This window comes from Arthrobacter sp. CAL618 (assembly GCF_000468215.1).
GTDB lineage: Bacteria > Actinomycetota > Actinomycetes > Actinomycetales > Micrococcaceae > Arthrobacter_D.
On record NZ_ASZW01000024.1, the window covers coordinates 1 to 20749 of the forward strand.

Below are 20749 nucleotides of genomic sequence, written 5' to 3' on the forward strand. Positions count from 1 at the left end.
CGGTGCCACTGGCACCGCTGCTTCACTAAATGCCCGGAAGATCACTAATGAAACGCTTTCGTTCAGAAGCGGGCGCGGCGGCGGTGGAGTTTGCCCTAGTCGTCCCGCTTCTGCTCATAATTCTGCTCGGAATCGTTGAATTCGGCCGCGTTTTCAATGCGCAGATTCAGGTCACTTCAGCAGCCAGGGAATCCGTCCGTGTGATGGCCATTCAAAAAGAAGTCGACGTTGCGGTCTCTACTGCAATCTCCTCCGCTCCCGGTCTAAATCCAGCTCTGGCACCAGCCCAGATTTCGGTTACTCCATGCACCACTTCATCCGAGACCACTGTCACGATCACGTACTCGATCGATCTGCTGGCCGGGCTTTTTGCCGATGCGATCCCACTTACTGGAAGAAGTGTCATGCGATGCGGAGGCTGAAGGACGAGGCAGATGGCGCGATAGCCGTCATGACAGCCCTGCTCATGGTTCTGGTGCTTGGCATGACCGCTCTGGTTGTCGATGTGGGAATGCTCTACTTTGAACGAGCTCAACTGCAGAACGGCGCCGATGCTGGTGCGCTGGCCATTGCTCAGGAGTGTGCCTACCAAGATCTATGCGACCCCACGCTTGCTGCGAGCACCGCCACAACCCTCGCTAGTGCCAACGCAAACGACTCACGAGCGGCTGCAACGGTCGATCTCTCAGCAACCAACACCGTAGTGGTAACCACCAGCACAATCACCTCAACTGGTGAACCAGCGGTTCAACATTGGTTTGCGCCAATCCTTGGAATCGACTCCACTGAGGTCGGCGCAAGTGCCACAGCTTCCTGGGGCAGCCCGTCAAAAGCAACTGTCTTCCCATTCACCGCTCCCAAATGCCTATTTGATCAAACGCCGTCCGATGTGGAGATCTGGATTACCGTGACCTCCAATTGCACCGGATCGGACGGAAAGTCTTTACCCGGCGCTTTTGGCTGGCTGGACACACTAGACAAGAAGAGTTGCACCGCCAGTGTCGACGTTGATGAGATCATTGCAGGCGACCCAGGCAAAAGCGGACCCCAGAACTGCGACATTGACGGAAAGACCATCATGTTGCCCGTCTACGTTGAGAAATCCGGAAACGGCAGCAAGGTCGAGTACATCATTGACGGATTCGCCGCCTTCTATGTCACCAAGCACAGCTGGCCCAGCGAGTCGATTAATGAAACTGGCTGCAACAACTGCGCGGGTATCAAGGGAAAGTTCATCACCCTCGTCTCTCTTGAGGACCTTGAATCGTTTGGTGTCGAAGAACTCGGCGGCGACGAGCTAAACGCCTTTTTTGTAACACTGAGCAAGTAGGAGATACACAGTGAGAAGCCGCATAATCGGGGCGATAGCCGCTGTCCTGCTCGCTATTGTTGGAGCTGTCCTGCTCGTGCAGTATGTCGGTGCGGCCGAGGAACGGGCCTTTTCAGGCACTGAAACTAGAACAGTCCTTGTTGTTCGTGATGGTCTCTCGATCCCTGAAGGGACCGCTGCAGAAAATGTCGTCGACTTCGTAATAGAAGAAGCTGTCCCGTCGAAAGTGGTCCCGGACGATTCAATCACCAGTCTGGACCAGGTTGTCGGTCAAGTAACCAGCGTGGAATTGGTCTCCGGCGAACAGGTGTTGAGCAGTCGATTCGTAGATCCGGCAGCGGTTGAATCTGAAGAACTAATTCAGGTCCCGGACGGCATGCAGGAGGTCACGATACTCCTTGAGCCACAGAGAGCTGTCGGCGGACAGATAAAGGCAGGCGATACGGTGGGCGTGTTCATCTCGTTGGATGGCGGCGGTGAAGTCAATCCTCTTCCTGTGACTCACCTAACCCTGCATAAGGTACTAGTAACAAATATTCAGGGCTTGCCCACTCCACTTGAAGAATCAGACACACCATCGTCGACACCCGTTCCATCCGGAAGTCTCATGGTCACTGTTGCTCGTCCCGCGCCCGACGCAGAGAAAATTGTTTACGGTCAGGAATTCGGCAGAATCTGGCTCTCTAAAGAACCCGGAACGGCTTCCGAGGACGGCACGCGGCGGATCACCAGCGACGAGATCTACGAATGAGTCGCTACGCGATCGTCACCACAGCGCCTGACTTCCAGCAGCGGTTGAAGGAGGCTGCTTCAGGGGCCCTCGAAGGCGAAATTCATCCCTGGGTGGGTGCTGCATTCCCCGCGGGATCCCAGGAGCTGATTGACCAACTGCCCGATCCCCGCCTTCTGGACGTCTTGATCTTGGGGCCAGGAGTTCCGCTTGCCGACGCACTGCTTCTAGCTGACGAGTTTGAAGTTCAGCATCCTGAAGTCAGCGTTCTCCTCGCGACAACCCCATCCCCCGCAGTTGTCCTCAGCGCCATGCGCGCAGGCATTCGGGATGTCGTTGAGCCCGAGGCCGAGGTAGCAGACCTGACCGTCCTACTCCATCGAGCCACCCGCAGCGCCGCTATCCGCCGCCGCGCTGCCAATCTCTCCTCCGGGGAGTCAAACAACTCGGCTAATGGCAGGGTTATTGCAGTAGTATCGCCCAAGGGCGGTGCGGGCAAGACCACTGTCGCAAGCAACCTCGCGGTCGGGTTAGCTGCCACAGCTCCCCATGCCACTGTGCTGGTAGATCTTGATTTACAATTCGGGGACGTGGCGAGTGCCCTGTCGATCTCGCCCGACCATTCAGTGACCGACGCTGTCCATGGACCGGCCAGACGCGACACCATGGTCTTGAAGTCTTTTCTCAGCGCCCACCCGACCGGGCTCTTCGCCCTCTGCGCGCCGGATCTTCCTGACTCGGCTGACGACGTTACCGGTGAGGATGTGGCACACCTCCTTGATCAACTGGCGAGCCAATACCGCTATGTCATCGTTGATACCTCGCCCGGTCTTTCAGACCACACGCTGGCTACTCTCGACAAAGCGACCGACTACGTCTTCGTCACCGGAATGGACGTTCCGAGTGTGCGTGGGCTGCGTAAGGAACTTGACGTGTTGAGGGAGCTGGGACTAACCCCGGTTCACCGGCACATAGTGCTCAACAGCGCAGACCAGCGCGACGGGTTGACGCTGGCCGATGTGGAGGCGACCTTGGGAACAAAGGTAGATATCGTCGTCCCCTCCTCAAGGCCTGTACGGATTTCGACCAATCAAGGTCTGCCACTCCTGCAAGGGAAGAAGAGAGATCCTGCGTCGAAGGCTTTTCGGAAGCTGCTTCTCCGCTTTGCTCCGCCCTTGCCGACAATCACCAAAGGTCGGGGCCGTCATCGGGGAGGGAAATCATGAATCTTGCACAGCGGTTGGAAGCCGCACGCCGGCCGGGGGGTGCGGAGGCCGTTACCGCGCCAGAGCAGAATCGGGCGACACCCGCAAAACCGCAGCCGAGTGCACCTCAAGTCAAGAAGCCACCTAGTCAGCCACCAAGACAGAACATACCCGCTTCTGCGGCCCCCGCAAGGGACGCCCTAGCCAAGCTGAAGGACCGGGCCGGAACCATCTTGTTCGAGCGTTTGGGTAACCGGCTGCTCGACTCGGCCTTGACCGAGGAACAGCTTCACGCTCTGGTGCAGGAAGAACTCACCCAAGTGGTCGAGGAGGAAGAAGTACCCCTCTCAAAAGAGGAGCGGCAACGGCTCATCCGTGGTGTCAGCGATGATGTGCTGGGCTATGGCCCGCTGCAGCATCTTCTCGACGATGAAGACGTCACCGAGATCATGGTCAACGGCCCGAACATGATCTATGTCGAACACAATGGAAAGCTGACCCGCAGTGGCGTCCGGTTTGCTTCCGAAGAGCATCTACGCAAGGTCATCGAACGCATTGTCTCCCGCGTGGGGCGACGGATCGACGAGTCCTCGCCGCTAGTAGACGCACGTCTTGCTGATGGCTCCCGCGTTAACGCCGTCATCCCCCCGCTGGCTGTCAACGGATCATCACTGACCATCCGTAAATTCGCTACAGACCCGTTTCAGGTTCACGACCTGATCGGCTTCGGCACCCTGTCGCCGGACATGGCTGAACTCCTCGACGCGTGCGTCAAGGCACGACTGAACATCATCGTTTCAGGGGGCACCGGTACTGGCAAGACCACCCTTCTCAACGTTCTGTCCTCTTTCATCCCTGAAGGCGAACGAATTGTCACTATTGAGGATGCCGTCGAACTGCAACTGCAACAGGATCACGTAGTCCGGTTGGAGAGCAGACCCACCAACATCGAAGGCAAGGGCGAGGTTACTATCCGGGATCTGGTCCGAAACTCTCTGCGGATGCGCCCCGACCGCATTGTGGTGGGCGAGGTCCGCGGAGGCGAAACCCTGGATATGTTGCAGGCCATGAACACCGGCCACGACGGATCTCTGTCCACCGTGCATTCGAACTCTCCCCGTGATGCAATCGCTCGCCTTGAAACGCTGGTGCTGATGGCGGGAATGGACCTGCCTCTGCGCGCGGTACGCGAACAGATCGCCGCTGCGGTCGATGTAATTGTTCAGCTGACCCGCCTGCGTGATGGCACCAGGCGGGTCACGCACGTCACTGAGGTGCAGGGCATGGAGGGCGAAATTGTGACCTTGCAGGACGCCTTCGTGTTTGACTACAGCGCGGGCGTTGATTCGAACGGTCGTTTCCTTGGAACCCCTGTCGCAACAGGAGTAAGACCCAAATTCACCGACCGGTTTCGGGATCTCGGCATCGAACTCTCTCCTAGCGTTTTCGGTTCCCCGCTCAATGGCAGGAATGACCGGTGACTGCAGAGCCACCAATCACTCAGCTGTTCCTCGGCATTGTGGCTTGTTTCGCTGCACTCGCTGCCACCATCTTTCTCGTGGTGATTCCTCGGCCTCCCCGCAATGCCCTGAACCGTGACCAGTCCACCGCGGCACCCTCGTCCCTTCAGTTGACCCAGTTGGCTTCGCTCACGACGGGGGTAGTGGACAACCTACTCAAGAGTCGTAATCTCCTGGCCGGAATCGCTGGCCGGTTAGAGGACGCAGGCCTGAAGATCCGCCCTGCCGAATTTGTGGTTCTGACAGGCGTAGGCGCGGTACTGGCTGCATGTGTCGGTCTGGTCCTGTCCGGGCCTTCCATAGCGATTGTGTTTGCAGTTGCGACACCTGCACTAGCAAAAGTTGGCCTTGGGCTACTGACTGCGCGACGACGCAAACAATTCGCAGACCAGTTGGATGACACACTCCAACTGCTCGCTGGCGGGCTTAGAGCCGGGCACAGTCTGCTGCGCGCCATTGATGCTGTTTCGGCCGATTCCGAGGCACCTACCACGGAGGAATTCACCCGAATCATCAACGAGACCAGACTAGGCCGGGATCTTGGAGAAGCTCTGGATGATGCGGCCATACGGATGCAGTCCGAGGACTTTTCTTGGGTAGCGCAGGCGATTGCGATTCATCGCGAGGTAGGGGGAAATCTGGCTACCGTTCTGGATCAAGTGGGTCAAACCATTCGCGAGCGAAACCAGATACGCCGTCAAGTTCAGGCGCTAAGCGCCGAGGGCAAACTATCAGCCTTGATTCTCATGGGTCTTCCTTTCGCACTCGGGGGGGTACTCCTCTTAATCAGTCCCGGATATATGGATCCGATGTTCCAACACCCAATCGGGTGGGTACTGATGGGTATTGCACTTGTCCTTCTGCTTTCTGGGGGGCTGTGGCTAAAGAAGGTCGTTTCGTTCAAGTTTTGACAAATCTTTTGATGGTGATTCGTGAGTTTGAGAGGAATGCATGATGCCACCCGTGTTGTTATTTGCGGTTTGCTCGATCTTCGTCTCCATACCCCTGTTCGCGTGGTCGGTAATGGGCCAGAAGACCCCGGGACGAAAGGTGGTGCGGGACAACCTAACGCGGGGTTTCGTCGAAGAAGCAAAAACAAAGAAGCAAAGGACGGGTCAACTTGAGGCTTTTGCCGGCCGGTTCACGCCTGATGTCCTCGTCGCGAAGCTTGATCGGCAGCTAGCACTCGCCGGGCGGCCCCAGCCCTGGCCTTTGAAGCGCCTCGTTACCGCCAAGATAACCCTTGCCGTCATCGTGGGGATCTTGAGCGTTCTGTATGCCGGGGGTGCACCTAGCGGCAGAACTATCCTGCTTGCCGTTGCTGCGACTGCTGTCGCCTACTTCGTGCCCGACTTGCTGGTCTACAGCAAGGGAACCGAACGCCAAACTGCAATCGCGCTTGAGCTGCCCGACACTCTTGACCAGATGACTATCGCCGTTGAAGCTGGTCTTGGATTCGATTCGGCCATGGCACGGGCTGGTCAGAACGGGAAGGGTCCGTTGGCTGCCGAGCTGGTCCGCACTCTTCAAGACATGCAACTCGGAATGGGACGCCGCGAGGCGTACACCGCGCTACTCGCCCGGACGAATACCCCTGACCTGCGTAAGTTCGTCAACGCGATTGTGCAGGCCGACCGTTACGGCATATCTATCTCGGCCGTGCTGAGGGTGCAGGCAAGCGAGATGCGATTGAAACGACGCCAACGCGCAGAGGAAAAAGCGATGCAGATCCCAGTAAAAGTGCTATTCCCTTTGATGGTCTGCATTCTGCCGGTGTTGTTTATTGTCCTGCTAGGACCCGCAGGGATCAACGTTTTCCTGACTGTAACCCAGTAGCCGACTGCCCCTGGTGCGCGGCGAACCACGCGGGCACCTGGTCCGCCGGCAAAGCCGGCGACCACAGGTACCCTTGCGCAATGTGCACCTGCATCCGGGACAGCTCGTCCAGTTGCTCAGCGGTTTCCACTCCTTCAGCCACTACCCGTAGACCCAGAGCCTGCCCCATCGCGGCAATGGCTTCCACAATCGGGCCAGCGTGCACGTCGCTACCACCCAGACCGTCAATGAATGACCGGTCAATTTTCAATGATGTGACGGGAAAGCGTCTGAGATAACTCAATGAGGAGTAGCCGGTGCCAAAGTCATCAACGGCAATGCCAATCCCAAGGCTGCGGAGTTTGGTCAGCGTTTTTAGTGACTGGTCGGCGTCGCCCATCAGGACAGATTCGGTGATTTCCAGGATCACTGCCGACGGTTCAATCCCTGCCGTCCGAATGGCGGTGCCCACTGCTGAGTGAAGGCCTGCGTCCTGCAGTTGCCGCGCCGAAAGATTCACCGCCATCCGCCATTTTTCCGCACCGGGCAGGTTCGCCTTCCACCACTTCACCTGCTGGAGAGCCTGGTTGAGCACCCATAACCCGATCGGCACAATCTGACCGGTTTCTTCAGCGACCGGAATGAACGAGTCAGGCCCAATCAGACCGTGCTCCGGGTGGTGCCATCTCACCAGGGCTTCAAATCCAACTGGTTTGCCGTTCGCCACATCGATCACCGGTTGGTAGTGAACCTGCAACTGGTCGCGCTCGATGGCACGCGGCAGCTCCGTTTCGACGGCCAGCCGCAGCGCTGCCCGCCGGTGCATTGCCTCGTCGAAGACGATTGCTTTGTTCCTCCCGCTCACCTTGGCCCGATACATCGCGGCATCGGAATTGTGCAGCAAGGATTCCGGGGTGTCATCGGCTGAGGAGATGGCGATGCCGATACTGACATCCACGAATACTTCCCGGTCCAGAAGCTCGAACGGGATTTGCACTGCTGCGCGGATCCGACGAGCCAGTCTTTTCGCACTGTCCTCAGTCATGTCCGCGCAGACAATGACGAACTCATCGCCAGCAAAACGGGCCAGGGTGTCCTCTGGTCGAACCGCAGCCAGCAACCGGGACGACAGCTGGACCAGAAGGCTATCCCCTGCAGCGTGACCCAGGCCGTCGTTGATGACCTTGAAACGGTCCACGTCGAGGAAGAGCACTCCAACGTGTGAGGCTCTCAGCGAGCACTCGGCCAGAGCCTCCTGAATGCTCTCCGTGAGCAGCGCCCGGTTCGCCAAGCCGGTCAGCGGATCCCGGAACGCCAGGCGTTCAAGCGCCTGTTCCCCCAGCTTTCGCTCCGTGATGTCCAGGGCTGTCCCCAGCATCTTGACCGGCCGGCCGTCGTCGTCCCGCTCAAGAATCGCCCGAGCGTAAACCCATCGCACGTCCCCGTCCGGGTCCCCCACACGGTAGGTGAAATCGACTGACGTGCCGTGGTCCATCAAGGCTTTCCACAGCAGGGCAATACGGTCGCGATCCTCCGGGTGCACCGCACTCAACAGTGGCCCACGCGAGCCCTCCGCCGTAACCGGGAGTCCATGGATCCTGCAATATTCATCAGACCGCCAGACCCGGTCGGCAAGGGCATCCCACTCCACGGACCCAACGTGGGCCATTTCCTGGGCAGCTGCCAGCCGGTCCCGCTCCAGTTCGGAAGCGGCGCGGAGCCTGTTGATCTCGGAGACATCACGGGCGACCGCCGATGAACCGACCAATTGTCCCTGCTCGTCGTACATCGGGGAGAGTGTGAGCGAAATGTCCAACAGGGATCCGTCTTTTCGCATCCCCCGAACCAGCTGGCCGATCACCGGCTCCCCCCGCCGAAGCTTGTCGCGCAGCTCCTCATCCGGACCGGTACGTTCCTCGGGTGAGAGCATCAGTACGCTACGGCCAATCGCCTCCTCCGGCGAATAGCCGTAGATGCGTTCAGCTCCGGCATTCCAACTGGTGATAATCCCATCGAGGGTTGCACCGTTAATCGCATCGTTCGAAAATTCGACCAGACTCGACAGCCGACTCATCTCAGCCTGGGCACGATTCGATTCGGTCGTGTCCGTGGAGACATCGATTACCGCGATTACCTGCCCTGCCTTGTCATACAGCGGGGTGATTGTTGAGTAGACGGACAGACGGCAACCGTTTCTGTGTTTGGTCCAGTGCTCACCAGACCACGGCTTCCCCGACGATACCTGGGCAATAATCGCGGTCGCTCTGGAGCCATTGTCGAACAGGGCGAGATCCGCGAAGTGTCGGCCAACCGCATCCCCCGCGCTCCACCCCAGCATCTGGACCGAGGCGTCGTTCCAGTAGGTAATCCGCCCCTGTAAATCAATCGAAACAACTGATTGCCCGACGGCGTCGAGCAGCGATGCCTGGAAGGAGCTTTCCTGCTGCGCGACTCGCTGCGACGTGATGTCGATGTGGGTGACCACCAGACCGCCGCCGTCACTCTTGCAGATGCGCGTGCGAATCCAGCGTTCACCGCCCTGAGACGGGTACTCAAGCGCGAGGTTTTGATGGTCTCCGCTCAGGACAGCGTGGAGACCAGCTGAAACTTCGACAGCGGCGCTGTCACCCTGCGCTGCCGCCGCAACACATTCCCTCAGGTAGGAGACCCCGGCGACCGGAGCTGCGATCCCGGCGAAGGGCTGAGAGAAACGCTCCCATTCCCGATTCACGGCTGAGATCACGCCATCCGCATCGAGTAGCCCCACCGCAACCGGGAGCGCGTCAAGGGTTTCACGCAATCCTGCCCGCGGGCGCTGCGCGGGATTGCCGTCGGCCGGGACCGAGGGTCGGTACGTGGTCATCATCACAGCCTATGCCAACGATCGGCCGGGCCTACCATGAACGGACCATGCAAAGGAATAACGCAGCTTTTGCGCAGGGTAACCCAAACTATCGACCGGACTAAAGCCTGTCAAAGTACCCTCGGTAAATGATCCCTGCAAATTGCGCCGTGCTTAAAGCGGTGAGGACGGTTTACACGGTGGCGGAATGTACCGCACCAATCGCTCAGTGCTGCCCCTGATACTTTCTCCGCAGGACCGTGTTCCCCTCATCGATCAAGACACCCTAATGGCCCTTGCAGATCAACTCGAAAACCCGTCGGCGGTCAAGGCATTCATCCTCGACTTCATCCATGTTTGGGATGAGAGGTTTATCCGGCTGGCGGACACCGTTTCCCGTCGTGACCACGCGGCCGCCATGGAAGCGGTGCTGAGCGTCCGGACCAGCTCAATGATGGTCGGGGCGGCGCGGCTTGCCAGCCTGGCGTCCGCCCTGGAGGAGTCAATCCAACTCAACGACCTGATCAAAGCCGCCGACATCCTTCCGCTCGTGGAAGCGTGCGGCATTCAAACGATCCGCGAACTGGCTCTCTGCTCCGAGTCTGTTCTCGGGTAAGACGAACCCTGGCCGCTGGATCAGGTCCGTTTCGGTGCCAACCTGTAGCCAACCCCGCGGACGGTCAACAGCCATCTTGGTTCGCGCGTATCCTCACCCAGCTTGCGGCGGAGGTTGCCCATATGGACCTCAACCGCCCGCTCGTCGGCATCACTGATATAGGCGTCGTCCCGGTAGTGGTGCCCCCTGACAACCCGGACCAGATTCGCTTTGGTACGGACTGATCCGCCGCTTCGAAGGAGATCGTGCAGCAAATCGAACTCGCTGCGTGTGAGGCTGAGTTTGTTTCCGCCCAACGTTGCGGTCCGCGTTTCGTGGTTGAGCGCCAGCCCATTGTGCAGCAGCACCCCCGGCTCGCCCTCGTCGGGAGGAGGAGCGCTGCCCTCACCGGATGCATCGGGGTTCCGTGGCCTGCGGAGCATGGCGGCTATCCGGGCCCGGAGTTCCCGTGGGCGGAAAGGTTTGGTGATGAAATCATCGGCACCCGATTGCAGTGCGGTCAGGGTATCCAATTCGTCGGTTCTCGCCGTCAGCATCAGAACGTAGCAATTGCTTGACTGCCGGATCCTGCGGAGTACCTCGTACCCGTCAATATCCGGAAGTCCCACATCGAGGGTCACAATGGTCGCGTTATGTTTGCCGACCAGCTCGACACCTGCCCGGCCGGAGCCTGCCGAGTGAACCTCAAATCCAGATTGAGTGAGAACAGCATCAACCAGATTACGCACATCGGCATCGTCTTCGATGACCACTGCAACTCCGGGATCGCTCATATCATTCCCTATTCTCGGCTCGTCTGACCGCTAGGCCATTGGGCTGTAAAGGATACGTCCCCCCGCATTTCACAATACTTCCGTTCGGTCCCCCAGCATACTCTTTGCCGCGGAGCCTGCTCGGTTTCAATCCGGCGCCCGTATCGACTGAGTATCAATTTGCGAGACTTCCGGTGCAAGGGTGGGCAAAGCCTATTGTTGGGACATAATAGGCGCATGCGTTACGACGGCCAGGGGAAGCCGACAACCGAATACTCTCGCCATGATTCCGGAAACTCGGCTACGCCTGAGCGCTTGTGGCTGCCTGGATTCGGACGGTTTGAGGGGGGCTTCAACTCCCGACGGAGGGCGGCGACGCACCAATTGCCCCTGACGATTGCGGTCGTAATTATCGCCGTCACCGCACCGTTATTGAATCCGGATTTACTGCTGAACGGGCTCTTCGTCGCAGGACTATTCCTGACTATTGCACTCTTCGCGGCGTGTTTCCTGATTCCGTGGGTGCGCCTACCGACGGGGGCAATGCTTGTCATCCCCATCCTTGATTTCGTCGCAATTCTGCTCTGCCGGAACGGCGCCGTCGACATCGTCCCTGGCCTTGGCGCGCTAGCGGCGTTCCCGGTCGTCTGGCTCGCTGCGTCCGGTCTGATGCCGCTGCTATCCGCGGTAGTCAGCTTCGTTGGGCCCTACCTTATTGTGCTTTTCCCCTATCTACTGGACTCCACCACCACCTATGCATCCTTGGTGGACACCCTGTTGCTCCCCACCATGACGCTGGCCCTTTTCCTCGTCATGAGAGTCCTCACGCTCCAGATGCGGATGCAACGGCTGGAGTTGCAGCAAAAGGCTGATGAGGTGTTGGCCCTTGAGACACAGAGTGGTGATCGCGAAAGACTTCTCGCTGCCATCCTCGACACCGTCGACGTCGGCGTCGTCGCCGTCGATACGGGAGGAAACACCTTGCTGTCCAACCGGCAGCAGCAACTGTTCCAGCAGGGAGCGTCTTCCCAGGACTACGACGAGGACATCCGGTTCTTCCGAAGCAAGGGATCAACTCCCCTACCCGAATCGCTGCACCCCATTCGCCGGGCCGCCGAGGGGGAATCGTTCTCCAATAACCTTCTCTGGTTGGGCGAAGGGGACTGCCAACGGGCGGTGTCAACAGCAGCACGGCCGATGACTGGTGGAGACGGTGAGTTTACCGGCTCCGTCGTCGTCTTCACGGACGTTACCGATCTGGTGAAGGCCCTGACGGTGAAGGAGGACTTCGTCGCCAATGTCACGCACGAGTTCAGCACGCCACTCACCTCCATTCTCGGCCATCTCGATCTGGTACTTGAGTCCCCGAACCTCCTGACCCCGCAGACCCGCGAGTCCCTGTCCATCGCCAGACGGAACGCTGAACGCCTCTCCATCCTGGTTTCGGACCTCCTGTCTGCAGCCTCCGCTTCGATCAGCCTGCACGCCAAGCCGACCGAACTGACGGCCCTCCTGACCTCTCGGATACGGTCAGCCCGAACACATGCGACCAACGCCGGAATTACACTCGTTTCGGAGGTACCTCAGTGCCTCTGGGCCATCGCCGATCCAATGAGGATGGGCCAGGTAGTAGATAACCTGCTCTCAAACGCCATTAAGTACTCGCCCGACGGCGGAGCCGTCACCATCCGGGCACATGCGGGAGAGGGAAGGGTTTTACTGGAAGTCGAGGACTGTGGAATAGGCATGACGCCGGACGAGACAGCCCTGATTTACGGTCGGTTTTTTCGCGCCCACAGCGCAAGGGAGTCGGCGATCCCCGGGGTCGGTTTGGGCCTGGCCATCACCAAGGCAATCGTCGAAGGCCACGGCGGCACCATTCATTGCTCCAGCTCGCTGGGAACCGGCACAAAGTTCACTGTCAGCCTGCCAACAACCATGGCGCATGCGCCGGCAGTGATCGGCTGACGAGATGCCGATGAGGGGATCTGTGGGCAGCGAGGTCCTGGCTCTGCCACACGATGTCCGCATCGTGACCGTGGCTGTAACAGCGCTGCTGGCCGGCCTGGTTCTCCTGCGGTTCGGGTGGGCACCCGAGACCCCTTCGTTCCTTGTGCTGCCCCTGTTCGGGGTGGTGCTGGCCATGATCGACCTGCGCACCAGGCTCCTGCCGAACGCGCTATTGCTGCCGTTCGCGGCCACCACGCTGGTCCTTCTCCTAGCGTCCAGCGGCCTGTCCGCGGACTGGAACCGGCTGGTCGGCGCGGTCCTGGGCAGTGCTGCCATGTTCGGCATTTACCTTGCGCTTGCACTTGTTTCACCGGGAAGCCTCGGAATGGGCGACGTGAAGCTCGCCGCGGTGCTTGGTCTCTACGGTGGCTATGCCGGAATGACCCCCTGGTTGGCAACGCTGCTCGGCGGCTTCCTCATCGGCGGCCTGGTCAGTGTGTTCCTGCTTCTCTTCACCAGAGCGTCGGCCCGTTCGGTCTTCCCGTTTGGGCCGCCGATGCTCGCCGCGTGCTTCGCTGCGATTGTCGCATTCGGTTAGCTCCGCAGCCCCGTCACAGGACCGTCCCGCCGCGCACGGGTCTCCTCAGCGCGGGTCCCGATGGCGTCGTCGTCGGGGTACCTGACCTCCTCGAGAACCAACGGGTGGGGCGCCGCAAGCACCGAGCGGGCCTCCTTGCTGCGTGCGGTGAGCCGTTCGAAGAGCCACTCGGGGTCTTTCTCCCCCACTCCCACGCGTAACGTTGAGCCGATCAGTCCCCGCACCATGTTGTGGCAAAAAGCGTCAGCCTGAATGGCCGCGGTGATGACGCCGTCGTCGCCGCGGCTGAAGTCGAACCGCTGCAGTTCGCGGACGGTTGTCGCGCCGGGCCGCGGTTTCACAAACGAACGGAAGTCCTGCAGGCCGAGGAGCCGCCTGGCGCCGTCATTCATCCGGTCAACCTGCAGTTCGTCGGGGTGCCAGAGCGTCACACGGCGGACCAAGGGGTCCCGCAATTCGGGACGGTCGGCGATCCGGTAGCTGTACCGACGCCACAGCGCCGAGAACCTGGCATCGAAGCCGGTGGGGGCCAGCCCGACCTTGCGGACGACGACGGCGGGCACCTGGTGGCGCTGCCGGTCGGCCTTGTGGAGTTCTCGGCTGATCGTGGCTCCCAACCTGCGCATCATGGCCGTTTCCGGGGTCATCTCCTTGCCACGGCTGAGACCATGCCACTCCCCTGGGGTCAGATCCACGTGGGCCACCTGACCACGGGCGTGGACACCGGTATCGGTGCGCCCCGCGACCGTCAGCCGGGCGGGTCGGCGCAGGAGGGTCTCAAGGCCGGCCTCGATTGCTCCCTGCACGGTGAGCAGCCCGGGTTGCAGGGCCCACCCGGAAAAGGACGCACCGTCGTAGGCAAGATCCAACCGGACACGCAAAAGCCCGCTGTCCTCACGAAGGACAGCGGGCTTTTGCTCAGTCATGGTGCTTCTTCAGATGCGGAAGAATTACTTCTTGCCGTCGTCTTCTGTGGTGCCTTCTTCGACTACAACAACCTCATCGGCACCGGCCTCGGCGCTGACGTTGGTGTCCTCAGCGGCGACCTCGTCGGCCGACGGTGCTGACTCTGCTGAATCGACCGAGTCAGCTGACTCCGGCGAATCAGGGGAATCTGCTGATTCTGCCGATTCTGCCGATACCGGGGCAGCAGCGGCTGGCGCTGCGTTCGCCTTGGACTGTTCGGCTTCTGCAACGACTGACTGCTTCGCTGACATTGGCTCCAGAACCAGTTCAATGACGGCCATCGGGGCGTTGTCGCCCTTACGGTTACCGATCTTGGTGATGCGGGTGTAGCCACCTTCGCGCTCGGCAACGGCAGGAGCGATGTCCGTGAACAGTTCATGGACGATGCTCTTGCTGCTGATGACGCCCAGGACGCGACGACGTGAGGCGAGATCGCCCTTCTTCGCGAAGGTGATCAGGCGCTCGGCGTAGGGGCGAAGCCTCTTCGCCTTGGTCACCGTGGTGGTGATGCGCTTGTGCTCGAACAGTGAGGCGGCCAAGTTGGCGAGCATCAGGCGTTCGTGCGCCGGACCGCCTCCGAGACGTGGGCCCTTTGTTGGTGTGGGCATGATTGTTTCTCCTCTAAGTGGTCCTGTCCGCCGCTACCAGCGGCGGACAGGTCTTTCTAACGTTGTTAGAGCTCGTCGTCGCTGTAGGCGGCGTCGTCTTCTTCGATGGCTGCTGCGCGAGCCGCGAGGTCGAACCCTGGAGGGGAATCCTTCAGGGACAGACCCAGCTCAACCAACTTGGCCTTGACCTCGTCGATCGACTTTGCGCCGAAGTTGCGGATGTCCATCAGGTCGGCCTCGGAGCGGGCAACGAGTTCACCCACGGTGTGGATACCCTCACGCTTGAGGCAGTTGTATGACCGAACGGTCAGCTCGAGATCTTCAATGGGCAGCGCCATGTCGGCTGCCAGGGCAGCGTCTGTTGGCGATGGGCCAATCTCGATGCCTTCGGCAGCGGTGTTCAGCTCACGAGCCAGTCCGAACAGTTCCACCAGGGTGGTACCGGCCGAGGCTACTGCATCGCGGGGAGCGATGGCGTCCTTGGTTTCGACGTCGACGATCAGACGGTCGAAGTCGGTGCGCTGCTCAACACGGGTTGCTTCGACCCGGAAGGTGACCTTCAGGACCGGCGAGTAGATGGAGTCGACCGGGATACGGCCGATCTCTGAGTCGCCGGACTTGTTCTGTGAGGCCGACACATAGCCGCGTCCACGCTCGATGGTCAGCTCAAGCTCGAACTTACCCTTCGAGTTCAGGGTGGCGATGTGCAGATCCGGGTTGTGGAACTCGACACCGGCTGGCGGCGCAATGTCCGCAGCGGTGACGACGCCGGGACCCTGCTTGCGCAGGTAGGCGACAACTGGCTCGTCGTGCTCGGAAGACACAGCCAGGTTCTTGATGTTCAGGATGATCTCGGTGACATCTTCCTTGACACCCGGAACCGTGGTGAACTCGTGCAGCACTCCGTCGATACGGATGCTGGTTACAGCTGCACCCGGGATCGAGGAAAGCAGGGTGCGGCGGAGTGAGTTTCCGAGGGTGTAGCCGAAACCGGGCTCAAGCGGCTCGATGACGAACCGTGAGCGGTTGTCGGCGACGACTTCTTCAGTCAGGGTGGGGCGCTGTGCAATAAGCACTTACATTTCCTTTCAGGGAGCATCCGCTATATGACGCAACACAAATGGTGGAAAGGGACAGCTAGCAAGCAACGCTTATTAGCTTGGGGATCGGTGTCGAACGCCGCCCTGAACAATCCCGGGTACTGGGATCATTCAGCGCGGCATTCGCACCGGAAAAGCTAATTAGACGCGGCGACGCTTCGGAGGCCGGCAACCGTTGTGGGCGCTGGGGGTGACATCCTGAATGGAGCCAACCTCCAGGCCGGTGGCCTGCAGCGAGCGGATAGCTGTTTCGCGTCCTGAGCCTGGGCCCTTGACGAAAACGTCGACCTTCTTGACGCCGTGTTCCTGCGCACGCTTTGCGGCAGCCTCGGCTGCCATCTGAGCGGCGAACGGCGTCGACTTGCGAGAACCCTTGAATCCAACTTCACCGGCGGAGGCCCAGGAGATAACTGCTCCTGACGGGTCCGTGATGGACACGATGGTGTTGTTGAAGGTGCTCTTGATGTGCGCCTGTCCAAGCGCGATATTCTTCTTATCCTTGCGACGCGGCTTACGTACCGCTCCACGAGTCTTGGGGGGCATTGCTTCTCCTACGAAAGGTGATGGGTGAGGTGCCGGGACCTGAAGGTCTGGCGAGCAAGCGGCTGGCTAGAACCATAAACCCCTATAACAGGGGCCTCCGCTGGCGAGGGTTCCCTGGCCGGACGAGCGCTAGCGAGTCAGGTTAGGGAGCCAGTGGGGATCTAGCGCGCGGCCTTCTTCTTGCCGGCCACGGTGCGCTTGGGGCCCTTACGGGTACGCGCGTTGGTCTTCGTACGCTGTCCGCGTACGGGAAGACCGCGGCGGTGCCGGATGCCTTCGTAGCTTCCGATCTCCACCTTTCGGCGGATGTCGGCGGCTACCTCACGGCGGAGGTCACCTTCGACCTTGTAGTTGACTTCGATGTAGTCACGCAGCTGCAGCAGCTCCGCGTCACTGAGGTCCTTGACGCGCGTATTCGGGCTGATCCCCGTTTCTGCCAGCGTCTGGTCTGCACGGGTCTTGCCCACGCCATAGATATAGGTAAGCGCTATCACTACCCGCTTTTCGCGGGGAATGTCTACGCCAGCGAGACGTGCCATAGTGGCGGTTCTCCTTTGGTGTTTCTGGAGGTCTGAAGCAGAGCGGCCTGCTGAAAATTTCAGCTCCCCGGCCTCCGTGCCCGGGGGTGTGCTCCCACCGATCGTGGGAACTGCTCTGCCTTTATGGTTGTAAAACTGCAGCGCGTGGGTGGTGCTTCTCTTGACGAGAAGAACTAGCCCTGACGCTGTTTGTGGCGCGGGTTTTCGCAGATTACGAGTACGTTGCCCTTGCGGCGAACCACCTGGCACTTATCGCAGATCCGCTTGACGCTCGGCTGGACCTTCATGGTTTTCCTTTGCGTTGTTTGCAGATTGTGCTGTAACTACACTCCCTGTCCTGAGGCAGGACGGGAGAATTCCTTATTTGTAGCGGTAGACGATACGGCCTCGGGTGAGGTCGTAAGGGCTAAGCTCCACTACCACCCGGTCCTCAGGAAGGATCCGGATATAGTGCTGACGCATTTTTCCCGAGATGTGGGCGAGGACAATGTGACCGTTTGCCAGCTCAACGCGGAACATCGCGTTGGGCAGAGCCTCGTTCACAGTGCCTTCAATCTCAATGACACCGTCTTTCTTGGCCATATCCTCCGCTAACGTCGATGCCCGCCACTGACGCGGCAGGCGATTGGGGTTGTGATCGTTGACCTACTCCCAGCGCAGCAACAGACCCGGGTTACCGGATCGTGCACACGTGGCGCCCTAAATGGGCACACGAGTAGAGACAACCAACAGGCAACTCTACGCTAACAGCTGTGAAATGTTAAATCTGGGTTCACGGGGTTGTCAGAGCGCAACGGGCGTGACACCCAGGGGTGCGAGCTTGGCTGCTCCCCCATCTTCGGCGCTGAGCACCCAGATGCCGCCGTCGTGCACCGCTACGGTGTGCTCCCACTGACATGACCGCTTGCCGTCAGTGGTGACTACAGTCCAGTCGTCGTCCAGCAACGTTGTCTCCAGGCTACCGAGGACCAGCATGGGCTCTATCGCCAGACACAGCCCCGGCTTGACCTTGGGACCACGGTGTCCACTGCGGTAGTTGAGCACGTCGGGCGGCTGGTGCATGGCGGTGCCGATCCCATGGCCAACATAGTCCTGCAGGATCCCTAACGGAGCGCCGTCCAGTCCCGAGACGTAGTCATCAATTGCATTGCCCACATCGCCAACATTCCGGGCGTTAGCCAGCGCGGCGATGCCATGCCACATGGCCGACTCCGTCGCGTCGGACAGCCGCTGGTCCTCGGCCCGCGCCTGTCCAACGATCACCGAACGGGCGGAGTCTGAATGCCAGCCGTCCACGATGGCGCCACCATCAATAGAGAGGATGTCACCGTCCTGGAGCACATAATCTCCTGGGATCCCGTGCACCACTTCATGGTTCACCGATGCGCAGATTGATGCGGGGAACCCGTGGTATCCCAGAAAGTTGGACGTTGCTCCCGAAGCCTTCAAAACCCCAGCGAACACGCCGTCGAGTTCCCGGGTAGTGACACCGACCGCGGCCGCGGCCACGGCTTCGTCGAGCGCTGCCGACAGGACCAATCCGGCCTTCCGCATGGTGCGGATTTGCTGGTTGTTCTTGTATTCGACCTTCGACTGGCGAAACATCGTCAAACTACCGGGTGCCGTTCAGGGCACTGACGACTCGTTCGGTCACTTCGTCGATAGCTCCGATGCCGTCGACCCGCTTGACGATGCCGCGTCCCTCGTACTGCGAGACAACCTCTTCGGTCTGCTCGTGGTACAGGTCAAGCCGGTGGCGGATGACGGTTTCGTTGTCGTCGCTGCGGCCGTCCAGCTCAGCGCGGCCGGTCAGGCGACGGATCAGTTCCTCGTCTGGGGCGGTGAGCTGCAAGACGGCGTCGAGGGTGAGCTCGTTCTGCTGGAGAATGTCATCCAGTTCGACAACCTGGGCCGGAGTGCGCGGGTAACCGTCGAGGAGGAATCCCTCGCGCACGTCGTCTTCTTTCAGACGATCCCGCACCATCGAATTGGTGACACTGTCAGGCACGAAGTCCCCGGCGTCCATGTACTTCCTGGCCTCGAGGCCAAGCGGAGTCTCCCGCTTCACGTTGTCCCGGAAGATATCTCCAGTAGAAATCGCGACGACTCCTAGTCGCTCGGAGATTCGCGAAGCCTGTGTGCCTTTGCCGGATCCGGGAGGTCCAATTATGAGCATGCGTGTCATCGCAACAACCCTTCGTAGTGACGCTGCTGAAGCTGAGCGTCGATCTGCTTCACCGTTTCGAGTCCAACACCCACCATGATGAGGATTGAGACACCACCGAAGGGGAAGTTCTGGTTAGCGTTGATCAACACGAGCGCGATCAACGGGATCAGTGCCACCAGGCCAAGGTATAGGGCACCGGGCAGGGTGATGCGGGACAAGACGTACTGCAGGTACTCGGCCGTCGGACGACCCGCACGGATGCCCGGGATGAACCCGCCGTACTTCTTCATGTTCTCCGAGACCTCATCCGGGTTGAACGTGATCGCTACGTAGAAGTAGGTGAAGAACACGATCATGGCGAAGTACAGGGCCATGTAGAGGGGGTGGTCGCCGTTCGCCAGGTAGGTGGTGATGAAGTTGACCCACTCCGGTGGCGGTGTCTGCCCATCGGTTGGCGTGTTGAATTGCGCGATCAGGCTCGGCAGATACAGCATCGATGAGGCGAAGATGACCGGGATAACACCGGCCATGTTCACCTTGATCGGGATGTAGGTGCTGCTGCCACCGAGGGTGCGTCGACCCACCATCCGTTTGGCGTACTGCACGGGGATGCGACGCTGCGACTGCTCAACAAAGATCACCAATGCAACCACCACTAGCCCGATGGCGATCACTGCCACGAAGACGGTCCAGCCCTGGGTGCGGAGGATCTCGCCCAGGGAGGTGGGGAAGCCTGCGGCGATGGCGGTGAAGATAAGCAGCGACATGCCGTTGCCGACTCCACGCTCGGTGATGAGTTCACCCATCCACATGATCAGGCCGGTACCGGCGGTAAGGGTCAGGATCAGAAGCAGGATGGTGATGAGACTGTCGTCCGGGATGATCGGCACTGGGCAGTCGCCTAGCAGGGCTCCGGATCGGGCCAGGGAAACCAGTGTGGTCGCGTTGAGCAAGGCCAACGCGATGGTGAGGTAGCGCGTGTACTGGGTCAGCGTCGACTGCCCCTGCGCGCCTTCCTGGTGCAGCTCCTGGAACCGCGGGATGACCACGCGGAGGAGCTGGGTGATGATGCTCGCCGTGATGTAGGGCATGATGCCCAGAGCGAAGATGGACACTTGCAGGAGAGCGCCACCACTGAAGAGGTTCACGAACTCATAGAGACCACCCTCGGTGTTGCCGAGCTGCAAACACTGCTGAACATTGCCGTAATCGACACCGGGCGCGGGGATGAAGGCACCCAGGCGGAAGATGGTGATGATTCCAAGCGTGAACAACAGCTTGCGCCGCAAGTCTGGCGTCCGGAAAGCCCGGCCAATAGCGCTAAGCAAGCGTCCTCCTGAAGGTCTTGGTGTCCATGGCGGACAGATACACAACAACCGAGTCTAACGGTTGAAACCCGGTGCGTCGGACCCGGGGGTGGCTAGGTAAGCCCATGTGGCCATAAAAAAACTCTTGGTGGGCCGGAATG

General features: G+C 60.0%; 22 protein-coding genes. 10 read left to right on the forward strand and 12 right to left on the reverse strand.

The window, feature by feature from the left end; translation table 11 throughout:
* Nucleotides 1-47: 47 nt before the first annotated feature.
* From K728_RS0101190 to K728_RS0101220, 7 genes are read left to right on the forward strand one after another with little or no spacing between them, the layout of a single operon-like run.
* The gene (locus tag K728_RS0101190; protein WP_024475597.1) at nucleotides 48-422 is read left to right on the forward strand and encodes a TadE/TadG family type IV pilus assembly protein; all 375 of its coding nucleotides are present in this window, start codon (nucleotides 48-50) and stop codon (nucleotides 420-422) included.
* Nucleotides 410-1330, forward strand: a complete 921-nt coding sequence (locus K728_RS0101195) for a Tad domain-containing protein (RefSeq protein WP_024475598.1) — start codon at nucleotides 410-412, stop codon at nucleotides 1328-1330. The genes K728_RS0101190 and K728_RS0101195 overlap by 13 nt, the downstream gene beginning before the upstream one ends.
* A 10-nt stretch (nucleotides 1331-1340) precedes the next feature.
* Nucleotides 1341-2081 (forward strand): Flp pilus assembly protein CpaB, encoded by a 741-nt coding sequence (cpaB, locus tag K728_RS0101200; protein WP_024475599.1) that lies wholly within the window; start codon nucleotides 1341-1343, stop codon nucleotides 2079-2081.
* Nucleotides 2078-3286 (forward strand): AAA family ATPase, encoded by a 1209-nt coding sequence (locus K728_RS0101205; protein WP_024475600.1) that lies wholly within the window; start codon nucleotides 2078-2080, stop codon nucleotides 3284-3286. The genes cpaB and K728_RS0101205 overlap by 4 nt, the downstream gene beginning before the upstream one ends.
* On the forward strand, nucleotides 3283-4746 hold the full coding sequence (locus K728_RS0101210) for a CpaF family protein (RefSeq protein ID WP_024475601.1): 1464 nt from the start codon (nucleotides 3283-3285) through the stop codon (nucleotides 4744-4746). Before K728_RS0101205 ends, K728_RS0101210 begins: the two co-directional genes overlap by 4 nt.
* Entirely contained in the window at nucleotides 4743-5696 is a 954-nt protein-coding gene (locus tag K728_RS0101215) for a type II secretion system F family protein (RefSeq protein ID WP_237742071.1), read from the forward strand. Before K728_RS0101210 ends, K728_RS0101215 begins: the two co-directional genes overlap by 4 nt.
* 43 nt (nucleotides 5697-5739) lie before the next feature.
* Nucleotides 5740-6621 carry a type II secretion system F family protein gene (locus K728_RS0101220; RefSeq protein WP_024475603.1) on the forward strand — a complete coding sequence of 294 codons (882 nt, stop codon included), beginning with the start codon at nucleotides 5740-5742 and terminating at the stop codon, nucleotides 6619-6621.
* Here the strand turns inward: K728_RS0101220 and K728_RS18135 are convergent.
* Nucleotides 6593-9463, reverse strand: a complete 2871-nt coding sequence (locus K728_RS18135; RefSeq protein WP_162148008.1) for a bifunctional diguanylate cyclase/phosphodiesterase — start codon at nucleotides 9461-9463, stop codon at nucleotides 6593-6595. The genes K728_RS0101220 and K728_RS18135 overlap by 29 nt on opposite strands.
* 187 nt (nucleotides 9464-9650) lie before the next feature.
* Between K728_RS18135 and K728_RS0101230 the strand changes: the two genes are divergently transcribed.
* Nucleotides 9651-10058: a hypothetical protein gene (locus K728_RS0101230; RefSeq protein WP_024475605.1), complete on the forward strand. Its 408-nt coding sequence runs from the start codon at nucleotides 9651-9653 to the stop codon at nucleotides 10056-10058.
* A 20-nt stretch (nucleotides 10059-10078) separates the two neighbouring features.
* Here K728_RS0101230 and K728_RS0101235 read toward each other — a convergent pair whose 3' ends face one another.
* Nucleotides 10079-10831, reverse strand: a complete 753-nt coding sequence (locus tag K728_RS0101235; protein ID WP_024475606.1) for a response regulator transcription factor — start codon at nucleotides 10829-10831, stop codon at nucleotides 10079-10081.
* A gap of 363 nt (nucleotides 10832-11194) precedes the next feature.
* Here K728_RS0101235 and K728_RS0101240 point away from each other — a divergent pair, with 363 nt between their 5' ends.
* Together K728_RS0101240 and K728_RS0101245 are read left to right on the forward strand one after the other, a co-directional pair.
* Nucleotides 11195-12778 carry a sensor histidine kinase gene (locus K728_RS0101240; RefSeq protein ID WP_024475607.1) on the forward strand — a complete coding sequence of 528 codons (1584 nt, stop codon included), beginning with the start codon at nucleotides 11195-11197 and terminating at the stop codon, nucleotides 12776-12778.
* A 10-nt stretch (nucleotides 12779-12788) separates the two neighbouring features.
* The gene (locus K728_RS0101245; RefSeq protein ID WP_162148009.1) at nucleotides 12789-13358 is read left to right on the forward strand and encodes a prepilin peptidase; all 570 of its coding nucleotides are present in this window, start codon (nucleotides 12789-12791) and stop codon (nucleotides 13356-13358) included.
* On the opposite strand, the gene K728_RS0101250 is transcribed toward K728_RS0101245, so the two are convergent.
* The 10 genes from K728_RS0101250 to secY form a co-directional block, all read right to left on the reverse strand.
* Complete coding sequence (locus K728_RS0101250; protein WP_024475609.1) at nucleotides 13355-14284, reverse strand: tRNA pseudouridine synthase A; 930 nt, start codon at nucleotides 14282-14284, stop codon at nucleotides 13355-13357. The genes K728_RS0101245 and K728_RS0101250 overlap by 4 nt on opposite strands.
* 24 nt (nucleotides 14285-14308) lie before the next feature.
* Nucleotides 14309-14932: a 50S ribosomal protein L17 gene (gene rplQ, locus K728_RS0101255; RefSeq protein ID WP_024475610.1), complete on the reverse strand. Its 624-nt coding sequence runs from the start codon at nucleotides 14930-14932 to the stop codon at nucleotides 14309-14311.
* A 65-nt stretch (nucleotides 14933-14997) separates the two neighbouring features.
* Entirely contained in the window at nucleotides 14998-16008 is a 1011-nt protein-coding gene (locus K728_RS0101260; RefSeq protein ID WP_019481518.1) for a DNA-directed RNA polymerase subunit alpha, read from the reverse strand.
* A gap of 165 nt (nucleotides 16009-16173) precedes the next feature.
* Complete coding sequence (gene rpsK, locus K728_RS0101265; protein ID WP_019481517.1) at nucleotides 16174-16575, reverse strand: 30S ribosomal protein S11; 402 nt, start codon at nucleotides 16573-16575, stop codon at nucleotides 16174-16176.
* Between the two features lie 161 nt (nucleotides 16576-16736).
* Nucleotides 16737-17114, reverse strand: a complete 378-nt coding sequence (gene rpsM, locus K728_RS0101270; RefSeq protein ID WP_019481516.1) for a 30S ribosomal protein S13 — start codon at nucleotides 17112-17114, stop codon at nucleotides 16737-16739.
* A 173-nt stretch (nucleotides 17115-17287) separates the two neighbouring features.
* Nucleotides 17288-17401, reverse strand: coding sequence for a 50S ribosomal protein L36 (gene rpmJ, locus K728_RS20340; protein WP_024475611.1), 114 nt, complete (start codon nucleotides 17399-17401; stop codon nucleotides 17288-17290).
* 73 nt (nucleotides 17402-17474) lie between these two features.
* A complete protein-coding gene (gene infA / locus K728_RS0101280; protein ID WP_019481515.1) occupies nucleotides 17475-17696 on the reverse strand; it encodes a translation initiation factor IF-1 in 222 nt (73 codons plus the stop codon).
* Nucleotides 17697-17897: 201 nt separating this feature from the next.
* Nucleotides 17898-18719 (reverse strand): type I methionyl aminopeptidase, encoded by an 822-nt coding sequence (map, locus tag K728_RS0101285; protein WP_024475612.1) that lies wholly within the window; start codon nucleotides 18717-18719, stop codon nucleotides 17898-17900.
* Nucleotides 18720-18726: 7 nt separating this feature from the next.
* Nucleotides 18727-19299 (reverse strand): adenylate kinase, encoded by a 573-nt coding sequence (locus tag K728_RS0101290; protein WP_024475613.1) that lies wholly within the window; start codon nucleotides 19297-19299, stop codon nucleotides 18727-18729.
* Nucleotides 19296-20609 (reverse strand): preprotein translocase subunit SecY, encoded by a 1314-nt coding sequence (gene secY, locus K728_RS0101295; protein WP_024475614.1) that lies wholly within the window; start codon nucleotides 20607-20609, stop codon nucleotides 19296-19298. Before secY ends, K728_RS0101290 begins: the two co-directional genes overlap by 4 nt.
* Nucleotides 20610-20749: the final 140 nt, after the last annotated feature.